The 11,491-nt window shown below is 70.0% G+C and carries 14 protein-coding genes; 6 read left to right on the top strand and 8 right to left on the bottom strand.

The annotated features are described in order from the left end of the window. Positions 1–55: 55 nt before the first annotated feature. Positions 56–604 (top strand): phosphohydrolase, encoded by a 549-nt coding sequence (locus ACQPZX_RS38050; protein ID WP_433366612.1) that lies wholly within the window; start codon positions 56–58, stop codon positions 602–604. Here the strand turns inward: ACQPZX_RS38050 and ACQPZX_RS38045 are convergent. Then, the gene (locus ACQPZX_RS38045; RefSeq protein ID WP_433366609.1) at positions 601–957 is read right to left on the bottom strand and encodes a PRC-barrel domain-containing protein; all 357 of its coding nucleotides are present in this window, start codon (positions 955–957) and stop codon (positions 601–603) included. The genes ACQPZX_RS38050 and ACQPZX_RS38045 overlap by 4 nt on opposite strands. A 62-nt stretch (positions 958–1,019) precedes the next feature. On the opposite strand from ACQPZX_RS38045, the gene ACQPZX_RS38040 reads away from it, so the two are divergent. Then, positions 1,020–1,466: a group II truncated hemoglobin gene (locus ACQPZX_RS38040; RefSeq protein ID WP_433366606.1), complete on the top strand. Its 447-nt coding sequence runs from the start codon at positions 1,020–1,022 to the stop codon at positions 1,464–1,466. On the opposite strand, the gene ACQPZX_RS38035 is transcribed toward ACQPZX_RS38040, so the two are convergent. Both ACQPZX_RS38035 and ACQPZX_RS38030 read right to left on the bottom strand, forming a co-directional pair. Then, positions 1,467–2,045, bottom strand: coding sequence for a class I SAM-dependent methyltransferase (locus ACQPZX_RS38035; protein WP_433366603.1), 579 nt, complete (start codon positions 2,043–2,045; stop codon positions 1,467–1,469). Then, positions 2,035–2,748 (bottom strand): helix-turn-helix domain-containing protein, encoded by a 714-nt coding sequence (locus ACQPZX_RS38030; RefSeq protein WP_433366601.1) that lies wholly within the window; start codon positions 2,746–2,748, stop codon positions 2,035–2,037. Before ACQPZX_RS38030 ends, ACQPZX_RS38035 begins: the two co-directional genes overlap by 11 nt. A 190-nt stretch (positions 2,749–2,938) precedes the next feature. Here ACQPZX_RS38030 and ACQPZX_RS38025 point away from each other — a divergent pair, with 190 nt between their 5' ends. Continuing rightward, positions 2,939–3,604, top strand: a complete 666-nt coding sequence (locus tag ACQPZX_RS38025; RefSeq protein ID WP_433366599.1) for a DUF4097 family beta strand repeat-containing protein — start codon at positions 2,939–2,941, stop codon at positions 3,602–3,604. Positions 3,605–3,607: 3 nt separating this feature from the next. Here ACQPZX_RS38025 and ACQPZX_RS38020 read toward each other — a convergent pair whose 3' ends face one another. After that, positions 3,608–5,209 (bottom strand): CocE/NonD family hydrolase, encoded by a 1,602-nt coding sequence (locus ACQPZX_RS38020; protein WP_433366596.1) that lies wholly within the window; start codon positions 5,207–5,209, stop codon positions 3,608–3,610. A 40-nt stretch (positions 5,210–5,249) separates the two neighbouring features. Beyond that, complete coding sequence (locus ACQPZX_RS38015; protein ID WP_433366593.1) at positions 5,250–5,591, bottom strand: nuclear transport factor 2 family protein; 342 nt, start codon at positions 5,589–5,591, stop codon at positions 5,250–5,252. Between the two features lie 72 nt (positions 5,592–5,663). Here ACQPZX_RS38015 and ACQPZX_RS38010 point away from each other — a divergent pair, with 72 nt between their 5' ends. Continuing rightward, positions 5,664–6,533 carry an RNA polymerase subunit sigma-70 gene (locus ACQPZX_RS38010; protein ID WP_433366590.1) on the top strand — a complete coding sequence of 290 codons (870 nt, stop codon included), beginning with the start codon at positions 5,664–5,666 and terminating at the stop codon, positions 6,531–6,533. 95 nt (positions 6,534–6,628) lie between these two features. Here the strand turns inward: ACQPZX_RS38010 and ACQPZX_RS38005 are convergent, their stop codons facing one another. The 3 genes from ACQPZX_RS38005 to ACQPZX_RS37995 all read right to left on the bottom strand — a co-directional run bounded on the left by ACQPZX_RS38005 (position 6,629) and on the right by ACQPZX_RS37995 (position 9,214). Continuing rightward, a complete protein-coding gene (locus ACQPZX_RS38005; protein WP_433366587.1) occupies positions 6,629–7,819 on the bottom strand; it encodes a flavin-containing monooxygenase in 1,191 nt (396 codons plus the stop codon). Between the two features lie 160 nt (positions 7,820–7,979). Further along, positions 7,980–8,771, bottom strand: coding sequence for a winged helix-turn-helix transcriptional regulator (locus ACQPZX_RS38000; protein ID WP_433366585.1), 792 nt, complete (start codon positions 8,769–8,771; stop codon positions 7,980–7,982). Positions 8,772–8,854: 83 nt separating this feature from the next. After that, positions 8,855–9,214 (bottom strand): hypothetical protein, encoded by a 360-nt coding sequence (locus ACQPZX_RS37995; RefSeq protein ID WP_433366582.1) that lies wholly within the window; start codon positions 9,212–9,214, stop codon positions 8,855–8,857. Positions 9,215–9,855: 641 nt separating this feature from the next. On the opposite strand from ACQPZX_RS37995, the gene ACQPZX_RS37990 reads away from it, so the two are divergent. Then, positions 9,856–10,383: a SigE family RNA polymerase sigma factor gene (locus ACQPZX_RS37990; protein WP_433366579.1), complete on the top strand. Its 528-nt coding sequence runs from the start codon at positions 9,856–9,858 to the stop codon at positions 10,381–10,383. Further along, on the top strand, positions 10,370–11,485 hold the full coding sequence (locus ACQPZX_RS37985; RefSeq protein ID WP_433366576.1) for a hypothetical protein: 1,116 nt from the start codon (positions 10,370–10,372) through the stop codon (positions 11,483–11,485). Before ACQPZX_RS37990 ends, ACQPZX_RS37985 begins: the two co-directional genes overlap by 14 nt. Positions 11,486–11,491: the final 6 nt, after the last annotated feature.

Raw genomic sequence — 11,491 nt, 5'->3', positions numbered from 1 at the left:
CCGCGCACCGCTTTCACGGCGGAGTCATGACGCCCTCACGCCGCTACCATGGCGCTTGCTCCTGGAACGAGGCTTCCCGTCCCCGGCCGCCGAGCTGCTGCGCCGCCTTTCCGCGTCGCCGCGGCTTGTCGCCCACCTCCGGCTCGTTCACGACGTGGCGTTTCGGCTCACCGAGTGGCTGGCGCACGCGCACCCGGCCGTGCTCTTCGACCGTGAGGCCGTGTTGTTCGGCGCCGCCACCCACGACATCGGCAAGGCCCGCGTTGCCGAGGAGCTTTCCGCTCCGGGTTCGCGCCATGAGCAGCTCGGCGAGCAACTGCTGCTCGCCGAGGGCGTGTCGCCGCGGCTGGCCCGCTTCGCCGCCACCCACGCTTCGTGGCACGCCGACGGCGTCGAGATGGACGACCTGCTGATCAGCCTGGCCGACAAGGTCTGGAAGGCGAAGCGGGTCCCCGACCTGGAACAGCTGGTGGTCGACCGGCTGGCGGTCGCGTCCGCCGTCGAGCCGTGGGCGGCCTTCATGTCCCTGGACGACTGCCTGGACCGCCTCGCCGCGGGCGCCGACGAACGCCTGGCGTTCCAGAACGCCCACCCCGTGAGCTAGCGGCGCGCGAGTCGGCGCTCGCCGCTGACGCCGGGCTGGTAGGGCAGTTCGTAGTGGGCGAACACCCGCGCCTCCTCGGCGGCCGGCAGCTCGCCGTCGACGTCGATGCTCGGGGCGTCGCCGACGAGTTTCTTCTCGTGGCGTACCCGTACGGCGTCGGGGGTGACTGTCGCGCCGGCCAGGGGGACGAAGACGAGGCGGTGGCGGCCGATCATGCCGACCCGGACCGTGGCGAAGCTCGGCTCGTCGGTGGCGGTGTCGACGTAGACCGCTTCCAGATCGCCGATCTTGTCGCTGTTCGGGTCGATGACCTTCTTGCCGCGCCAGTCGCGCAGGTTCTCAGCGGGAAACATGCACGTCGGATGCCCGGCGAGGGGGTGGCGAAAACGCCCGCCGGTGAACCATCCTGGAGCCCATGCCCACCGTGTACGAGGCCGCCGGCGGCGCCGAGGGCCTGACCCGCCTGGCTGCCGCCTGGCATGCCCGCGTGCTCGCCGACGAGGTGGTGAGCCACGCCTTCAGCCACGGCTACCACCCCGATCACACCGAACGCCTGGCCGCCTACTGGGCCGAGGCGCTGGGTGGCCCGGCGACCTATTCGTCGAAGTACGGCTCCGAGACGACCGTTGTCCGCATGCACAGCGGGAACGGGCCGCACCAGGAGATGGACCGGCGGGCGATCGAGTGCTTCGACGAGGCGCTCACCGATTGCGGCCTGACCGGGGAGCCGCTGCGCCAGGTGCTGCACGACTATTTCGCCTGGGCCACGACCACCACGATGTCGCAGTACCACCATTCGGTCGCCGACGTGCCCGCCGGACTGGCCATCCCCCAGTGGTCGTGGGATGGCCTCAAGCCCTGATCATCGGGCCGCGATCGCGGCGAGCGGCCGGCCCGTGCCCTCGGCGACCCACCGCACCCGGTCGGTTTCCACGAAGCCGGCCGCCGTCAGTCGCGCGGCGAACTCGTCGGCCGGCCAGCGGTAGGCGGTCGCGACCTTGTGGTCGAACGGGCCGGCCTCGTCACCGGTGAAGATGCCGGCCACCAGGGTGCCGCCCGGGGCCAGCGCGCGCCGGAATTCCCGCAGCACACCGTCGACGGCGGGCGGCGGCAGGTGGATCAGCGAGAACCAGGCCAGGATGCCGGCGACGGAGTGGTCGGCGGCGTCGAGAGTCTCCATCGAGCCGACGCGGAAGTCGACCTCGGGGTGCGCGGCCCGGGCATGCGCGATGAACTCCGGGACCAGGTCGATCCCGGCGGCGTCGACGCCGAGCGAACGAAGGTACGCCGTGAGGTGACCGGGCCCGCAGCCCAGGTCGAGCACCCGGCCCCGCACGCCGCCGAGGTGCTGCCCGACGAAGGCGGGCTTGTCGGTTGCGAACAAGGAGATGTAGAGCTCGGCGACGGACCCGTAGGCCTGCCGGATCGCGTCACTCGTCACGGGCCGGCCCGGTGTGGAGCACCTCGCGGGCCTGGACCGCGGCCCGGGTGATGCTCTCGCTGATGAAGTCGAGGAAGCGGGCGATGTTCTCGAGGCGGGCGGCGGCCCTGGTGTCCGGGCCGAGGATCGCGACGCCCTGGCGGGCGGCCTGGACGAGCTGGTCGTTGGCCCGGGCGCTGGCCAGCGTCGCCTGAAAGAAGAGCTCGTCGTCGACGAGGTAGCGGTCGCGGCGTCGCTCGTCGCGCTCCCGGCGGACGAGACTCTGGCTTTCCAGGAACGTGATCGCCTTGGAGACCGACGCCGGGCTGACCTGCAGCCGCTGGGCGAGCTCGGACGCGGTGAGGCTGCCCGCGTCGGTCGTGAACAGGCAGGTCAGCACCCGGGCCGTCATCTTGGGCAGGCCGGAGGACATGAGGACGGTGGTGAGCGTTTCCTCGTACTCCGCGATGGCCTCGTCGTTGCGCCCGGCTGCCTGCGGGGCCGTGCGCGGGGTGGCGGGCCGGCGGCGGTGGGCGCGGCGCTCGGTGGCGCGGTGGGCCAGGTCGGCGCGGTAGGCGTTGGGGCCGCCGTTGCGCATCACCTCACGCGTGATCGTCGAGGTCGGGCGGTCGAGCCGCCGGGCGATCTCGGCGTAGGGGAGGCTGTCGGCCAGCCCCACCGCGATCTGGTGGCGCTCCTGCTGGGTCAGCCGGCCTCCGGGCATCGCGATCTCCTTCCAGTCCGGGACACCCTAGCACCATTGCAATGTTGCGTTGCGTTAAAGGCATAGCCGTTGCAACACTTGCAAACGTCTGAGCTGCTAAAACATGGGCAGAACGCAACGATGACGTTGCAAAGGAAGGGAAAGCAACGTAGCGTTTCTCATGTAAGAAACTACAACGAAGGAGCCCCCGATGCAGAAGTTCGACACCCCCGCCCCCATCGCCGCCGTCATCCACCTCGCCGCCGGTCGCGTCCAGGTCATCGCCGCCGAGCGCGCCGACACGACCGTCGAGGTCCGCCCGTCCAGACCCGGCAAGAGCAAGGACGTGCAGGCCGCCGAGGGCACGACCATCGCGTACGCCGATGGCGTCCTCCGCGTCGACACGCCCGAGCCCAAACATCAGCTCTTCGGCTCCTCCGGATCGGTGGAGATCACCCTGCAGGTGCCGGCCGGCTCCCGCGTCGAGGGCAAGTCCGCCGCCTCCGAGCTGCGCGGTGTGGGCAAGCTCGGCGAGGTCGCCTTCGAGGGCGCGTACAAACAAATCAAGATCGACGAGGCCGCCGGCGTACGGCTGACCGCGATCGACGGCGACGTCGAGGTCGGCCGGCTCACCGGCCCCGCCGAGATCAGCACCACCCGCGGCGACATCCGGATCACCGAGGCCTCGCGCGGCGAGGTCGTGCTCAAGGCCATGGACGGCAGCATCTCGATCGGCGCTGCCGCCGGCGTCTCGGCCGCCCTGGACGCCGGCACCAGCCTCGGCCGGGTCAGCAACTCGCTGCGCAACGACGGCACCGCCGAGCTCGACATCAAGGCGACCACCATGCGAGGCGACATCACCGCCCGCAGCCTGTGACAACTAGCCCGGAAGTAGTAGACGGGACGGGCCGAGCGTGATCGTGTGCCGCGACGGCACCAGCTTCGTGCCCGTCCCGGGATTCTCCGAGGTGCCCAGATTGCGGCTGAACTGCGGATAGCACCCGCCCGCGACCATCACCCGGATCCGCGACCCGGCCGCGAAGCGATGCGCCGTCGGCAACAGCTCCAGCCGGATCGGACCGTCCTGGTCGCGGTGGGAGAAGCGCCTGTACCCCTCGGTCACGTTGCGCGATCCGCGCGCGGTCACCTCGCTGACCCGTACGAACAGGTCGAAGTGCGGATTGTCCGAGCGATGCGCCAGCTCCACCACCGGCGCACCCAGCACCTCCAGCGGAGCCGGCAGCGGCGATCCCGTGAACGCCAGCACATCCGCCCGGGCCGCCAGCGCGCTGTCGTTCACGTACCCGCCGCCGTCCAGCAGCGGCCCACCCACCGCCGGCGTGGGCGACGCCGGGTCGAAGGTGAAACTGGCCGATCCCGGGGTGGCCTCGCCGAGCCCGCCGCCGGGCCGCAGATGCAGGGCGATCTCCCGGGCGGGTGGCGGCCAGGCGTCCATCTCGCGCCATTCGCCGCTTCCGGTCACCTTGACGCGTACGCGGGAAGCACGGCGCAACGGCTCACCGCGCAACTTCGCGCCCAGCCAGTCGAGCGCCTCCGGAATGAGCACCGGCGCGCCCTTCCCGATCACCTCGGTGTGCGTCCACGGCCCGATCGTGAGCCCCACGTCGACGCCGCGGGCCGACAGCCGCGCGAACTGCTCGATCGTCTGCCCGAGGAAGAGGTCCTGCCACCCGCTGTGCAGCAGGATCGGGATCTGGGCCCGGTCGAGCGCCTCCGGGTACCGCATCGGCGCCCAGTACGGGTCCTCGAGGTCGGGCCGCGTGACCCGGTCCCGGAACCAGCGCGCCCGCCCCGCGTAGTGCCGCTCCCCGGCGTCGGCGAGCGGCAGGTCGGTGAAGACCGGCCGCAGCGCCCGCTTCTGCGCCGGCCCGCTCATCGTCTGCCGGATCGCCGCGGCAAGCGACGGTTTGTCCGAGCGCGGCAGCTGGGAGACCATGTCGCTCCACCCGACCAGGTCGAGGTTGAGCGCGCCCGTGCCCCACGAGTGCCGGGCGAAGTCGTGCGGCCCCACGGTCACGACGGCCGCGGCCATCTCCGGCGGCGGGTCCGCGAGCAGCGTCCACTGCGTGTATCCCAGATAGGAAGGCCCGACCGTGGCGAACGTTCCGGTGAACCAGGGCTGCGCCACCAGCCATGCCACGACGTCCCGCCCGTCGTCCCCCTCGGTGCGCATCGGATCGAAGTCCCCGCCCGAGGCCGCCGTGCCCCGGCTGGACACGAACACCACGTGGTAGCCCCGGGCCGCGTACGGGCGGGCGTACAGATGATTGAACGGAAACCGGCGACCGTAAGGCCCTCGCACCAGCAGTGTCCCGGCCGGCTCGCCGGCCGGGACGTAGTGATCGGCCGCCAGCGTCACCCCGTCGCGCATCGGGACGCGGAGCCCCCGCTCGATCCAGAACTTCCGGGCCGGGCCCGGCAGCCCGAGCACCCGCGTGACGAGGTGATCCTGCAGCGACATGATCACACAATGGCCCGAAACGGCCCCGCTGTCGATGACTTCAGCGGGCGAACGGCAGCCGATCGAAGAGGAACCGGCTGTAGGTGATCCGCCCGTCCACCACCGTCACGCACTCGGCCCCCGGCGCGCTCGCCACCCGCGGCGACGCCGTGTCATACATGACCAGCGCCGTCTCGTCGTCCCCGAACGCGGCGATCATCGTGGCCGCCGTGAGCGTCCCGGCGAACGGCTCGAGGAAGGCCCGGTACGCCGCGGCCCCTTCGATCCGCCCGGCCGGCGCGTCGCAGACGATGTCGTCCGCCACGAATTCCATCGCCCGGTCCATGTCCTTGCCGGTCCACGCCGCGAAGTACTCGAGCGCCACTCGCTTTGCCTTGCCCATGGGGTGTTCCCTCTCTGATGAGATTGCGGTTCACCTGTTCAGACACCGCCGCCGAGGGAAACGGAACGGTCCGTGGACGACTTCGCCGATCTGGTCGGCCCGTACCGCCCCGAGTTGCTGCTGCACTGCTACCGCCTGCTGGGCTCGCGAACCGACGCCGAGGACGCCCTGCAGGAAACGCTGCTGGCGGCCTGGCGCGGCATCGACGGTTTCGAGGGCCGCTCGTCGCTACGCACCTGGCTCTACAAGATCGCCACAAACCGCTGCCTCAACTTCCGCCGCCGCGTCCCGCCCGCTCCGGCGCCGAGCTTCACCCCACCGCCGTCGTCCCGGTCGGGCGACGTGCCGTGGCTGCAGCCCTTCCCCGACGACCTGCTGCCGGATGCCGCCTACGAGATGCGGGAGACGGTAGGCCTGGCCTTCATCACCAGCCTGCAGCGCATGCCCCCGCGCCAGGCGGCCACCCTGATCCTCCGCGACGTGTTGGACTACTCCACCGCCGAGGTCGCCGCGATGCTAGGCGAGACCCCCACGGTGGTGAAGGGCTTGCTGCAGCGCGCGCGGGCGTCGCGCGCTCCGGCCCCGGCGGCTCCGCCGCCAGGTTCCCCCGAGGAGGTCGCGCTGGTCGACCGTTTCGCAGAGGCATTTTCCGTACGGGATATGCCCGCGCTTTTGTCTCTGCTGACCGACGACGCCTGGCTGTCGATGCCCCCGGCTCCCCACGAATACCACGGCCACCAGGCCATCGCCGCGTTCCTACGGTCGAGCCCCACCTGGCGCCCCGACCTGTCGTTGCGGCTGACGCCGACCAGGGTCAACACCCAGCCCGCGTACGCGTGTCGCCTGGACGACGCGCCCGCGGGCCTGCTGGTTCTGACCCTGCACGGCGACCGCATCGCGGCTATGACCCGCTTCCTACCAGACTCGGAAACAGCCGGATGAACGTCGCGAGCAGGGTCAGCCGACCAGGCCGCATTTGGCCGCCTGTAACCAACTCCCGAGCGCCGGCTGTTCCGTCGATGACCATTCGAGAATGCTCAACTGTTCGCTGGGGCGGTGTGCCGAGGTGACCGGTGGCGGGCGATCGATTGGGCCACGATCGCGGCGTCCTCGCCCACGCCGAACAGCACGGCGGACTTGCGTTTGCGCAGGAAGTGGACACCACAGAAGAACAGGCCCGGGACCACCGTGCTGGCCCCGTCGTCGGTGAGCGGGAAACCCATGGCGTCGAAGGCCGGTAGCCGGATCCAGCGGGTGTAGTCGGGGCGGAAGCCGGAAGTGAAGATCACCACTCCGACTCCGGTGAGGTCCAGCTCCCGCGGTGGGTCGGTGTGGAATGGCGCAGGGTCGGCCAGCTGAGGCGCCGGGATGCCCTTGGCGGGAAGTTGTTCGGTGAGGAGCTTTCGGATGTCGGCGTAACGGGCATCGCCGAAGGCGACCGAGTCGGCCAGGTCGTCGGCGAAGTAGGCCCGATGTCCCTCCACCCCGGCCAGGTGGCCCAGGAGGTGTACGCCCATGCTCTGCAACGTGCGGTAGTGCAGGTCGTGGCCGCCTCGCCGGCCAGTCACCAGCAGGTTGGCGCCCAGCCGGGCGGTGGGTGAGGCCAGCGCGCTCAGTGGGGTGTCGAAGAAGGTGGTCTCGTTGAGCCAGGTGACGATGTCGCGGCCGTCGACCCGCCGGGGCAGCCACGGCGCTCGTCCACAGGCCAGGAACACCTCACGGTCCGACTCGTGCAGTTCCTCGGAGATCTGACAGCCGGTCTGGCCGCTGCCCACGACCAGGACCTTCCCCGGCGGGAGGGTGGCCGGGTTGCGGTAGTCCTCGGCATCGATGGCGAGGACCTCGGGCGGGAATCCCGCCGCGACATCGGGGCGGTGCGGTCGCTGATAGGCGCCCGTGGACACGACGACCGTCGCGGCCTGCAAGTCGCCGGCCGAGGTGCGAAGCAGGAACCCGCCGTGGGGCGCGTGTTCGAGGCTGTCCACACCGACGCCCTCACGGACCGGCGCGCCGAAGCTCGACGCGTACCGGAGCAGGTATTGAACGATCTCATCGCGGGGCACGAACCCTTCCGGGTCGTCGCCGCTGTAGGTGGCGCCCGGCAGGCTCATGGTCCAATTCGGCGTCACCAGGCGAAAGCTGTCCCACAACCCCCGCCAGGTCTGGGCGATGCGTGCCCGCTCCAGAACTACGTGCTCGATCCCGCGAGCGGTCAGCTCATAGCTCACCGCCAGACCTGCCTGACCCGCTCCGATCACGACCACTGGGAGCCGACTGGACACTGCGACCACCACGTCTCTTTTTCGCTGTCCGCTGAGGAACGCAAGCAAGCTCGATGGTGATGGCCGCAGGACCGCGACAGAAGTGCAGTGTTTGAACCCGGACGTGTCAGGCGGAGGTCGCCGCGTGCAGCGGCTGCGGGCCATCGTGGGGATCGCGGTGCCAGGTCGGCAGGGCCCGGGCCAGCGCGGGGGAGCCGTTCAGCTCGATCGCCCCGGAGCGCAGCGCGTCACGCCAGCGGATCTCTCCCAGGTGCCAGCGGGCGAACGCCACCGGGTCGCGCACCACCACGACCAGCTGCTCCTCGCCTCCCGGGTGCTTCTCACAGATCTCGGCGTCGCCGCGCTCTATCAGCAACCAGTTGCGGCTGCCCGGCCCAGACAGGGTGGGGTAGTCGAACCGGATCAGCGCCCGTTTCCGCGGGAACCGGTCACGGTCCAGGAAGTACGTCGCCCACATCCACAGCACGATGCCCGGATGAGCATGCTGCGGCGCGAGATCGGCCCACCTCGACCCCCAGTGCTGCAGGGCCACCATGACAGCGGACAGCTCGCGACCCGCTTGAGTCGGCTCGTACGTCGATCCGGAGCCGCCGAGCTTAGGACGAATCTCGATCACACCGGCCCGTTCCAGCTCACGCAATCGCTTGGAGAGCAGCCCACGGGAGAGCCCAGGGGCTCCGTCGGCGATCTCGTTGAACGTTCGGCATCCCAAGATCACGATGTTGCGAAGAATAATGAGAGACCAACGCTCAGCCAGAAGCTCCGACGCCCTTGCGATAGGGCAGTACTGCCCGTAGGTGCGCACACCAGCAGCCTGCCACTTCGCGGATACCTGGATAAAGTGCAGATCCTGAACCCGACAGTCACCATCGTCCTCGGCGGTCGACTCGCCCAGCACCGCCGAGCGGGTGTGCCGCGGACCAAACGGTTCGACTCATGAGGATTCCGCCGTCGGGTCGCTTCGACGTGACGCCGTGATGTTTACGCTGCGACGAGGGGCCGGACTTCGACCCACCCTTCATTGACCGGAATCATGCGCCCGATCCATACAGCGTGGTCGAAGTCGGAAGCCTCCACGATGAGGTAGCCGGCGAACGTCGTCTCGCCAACCACCAACGATCCGCCGCTCACCACGTTGTCGCGGATTGATACCCCGGCGGATGCGGGCCGCGCTGCATGCCCCGCAACGATTCGGCCGCCCGTTTCGGCGATTTTCTGCGGCAGCCACATGTGTGCTTCGAGGATGGCGGGCGAGGCTGCTGCCGCGCTGTCAGGCACCTCGCGCTCATACACAAGAATGATGAACTGCGACAACGGCGACTGGTGCTCCGGCGCAATCACGGTTTCGAGCCTAGCAACGGCCGGTTGCCGGCCCGCCACCTGAACAGCGAAATGTCCTCTCATGCCGTGATCCGTCCTCATTTAGCCGCGAGCAGCGCTCCCTCAAAACGTGGCTCGCAACCTGCTCCTCGGAGAAACTCCCGCCTCCGGCGCGGAGCCAAGTTCGGGGAGCGACCGTAGGAAGAGAAATGGAATGAGGTCACCGGCCTGCTAGCGGAGATCGAGGCCATGTACACGGATCGCCAGCATCGACACTGCCCCGCCCGGCATCGGGTGGAGATTGCTTGGAGTATGCCAGGCGATCCGGAAAGCCAGGTAGATGCGCTTGATCTGGCCCGTGCGACCGTTGCGTCCTGGCGGCGGTACTTCGCCCAGGAAGGGCTCACACCGTCGGCATAGGCTCTAACCACACGGGCCTGAACACCGACAAGACGGCTTAGTGCCTGTCCCGCCGGGCGAGGTCGTACCGATAAGGCGCGCATCGCAGCCTCAGCAGAGCATCGGCGCCGGAGCGGAGTGCATGGCTCAGGGAGAACCTCACGAATGGGCGTTCCGTCAGCACGCTGCCGCTGGCTCGGGAGTTCGGCGGTGATTTCGGGGAACGGTGCAACGTTTCGGTGGCCGCGGTCCGTTTTAACGCGGTGAGAGCCGACGAGGAAGAAGCCTTCCGAGACTTCGTCGCCGCGCAGCTGCTGCCGCTGCGGAAGCTGGCGTACGTCACCTGCGGTGACTGGCACCTGGCGGAGGACGCGGTGGCGACCGCCCTCGCCAAGCTGTACCCGCGATGGCGCCGGCTGGACCGGCCCGATCTGTATGCCAAGACGATGGTCTACCGGGCTGCGATCGACGAGAAGCGGCGGCCGTGGCGGCGGGAACGGGCAGCGAGCGACGCGATGCCCGACGTAACGGTGCGCGACCCCGCGCCGGTCAGCGATGAGCGCCTGCGCGTGCGGGCGGCGCTGCTGGAGGTGCCGCCACGGCAACGGGCGGCGCTGGTGCTGCGGTACTACCTCGGTCTGACGCAGGAGGAGACGGCGACGGTCCTGGGCTGCAGCACCGGCACGGCCAAGAGCCAGGTGTCGCGCGGGCTCGGCAAGCTGCGGGAGCTGCTGACCGCCGAACAGATCGAGCTGAGCGACGTGGAGGTGTGGAGCAATGCGCATGCATGAGGTGGTGGACATGGCGACCGACGACGGGCCGCCCCTGAACGTGGGCGTTGACGACATCGTCGCCTCCGGGCGGCGGGTGCAGCGGCGCCGCCGGACCGGCCTTGCGGTGGCCGTGGCGGTGGGGGCCGTGGCCGCGGTGGCGGTGACGACGACCGCCCTGGCGCCGGCGCGACACCGTACCGGCAAAGATGTGGCGGTGGTGGCGGCGCCGAGCAGCCCCACGGTGGCAAAGCCGGCGACCGGCGCGCTGCTGGCGGACCCCTTCGAGTTCACCTTTTCCGGATACTCGGTGGGGCCGGTGCATGTGCAGAACCCGATCGTGGCGGGCAACGCCTACCAGATCGCCGCGGTGACGGTCGACGGGACGACGGACGGCCGCCACCCCGGGAAGGTGACCGACCGGCACGTGACGCCGAGGTTGGACGCGTCGCTCGCGCTCTACCGGCCGGGCGCCTACGCCGCGCAGCGGCTGGCGGGCGCCACCTCGACCACCGTGGCCGGGCACCGGGCGCTGAAGATGGAGCATCACCAGAGCGGCGGCCCTTGGCTCAGGACGCTGGCCTGGGAGTACGCGCCGAACGCCTGGGCGGTGCTGGACAGCAGCGCCGATCGGGCCGACCTGCCGTCGATGCGGCAGCTGGAGGCGACGGCCGCCGCGCTGACCGGGTCCGCGGCCCGGCCGGTCACGGTGCCTTTCCGGTTGAGCTACGTCCCGGCGGGATACGACGTGTTCGCCGTCGGCGACCACATGACCGGCAGCCTCGACGCCGTCGGCGGCCCGAGCGCCACCGAGTACAGCGGTGTCTTCTTCGCCAAGAGCGGGCTGGCGAAGTCGGGCCTGCTGGGGCCGTACGACAACATGATGTGGGGCGCGTTCCAGATCATGATCTCGGCGAACACCCCTGACGCGCCCGGCACGCCCGGCTGCGATTCGGGGCTCTGCACCCGGCTGGACGACGGCGGCAAGGTGACCGTCGAGGTGGCGAGCAACGCCGGCAGCCTCTCGAAGGCCGAGACCATGAAGGTCCTCAACGGGATCCGGCTGGCCGACGTTACCGACGCCGGCACCTGGGTCGACATCCGAACGGCACTGACCCGATAACCTGCA

It is taken from the genome of Actinoplanes sp. CA-142083 (genome assembly GCF_050942195.1).
Classification (GTDB): domain Bacteria; phylum Actinomycetota; class Actinomycetes; order Mycobacteriales; family Micromonosporaceae; genus Actinoplanes.
This window is presented reverse-complemented; position numbering and strand designations above follow the sequence as displayed.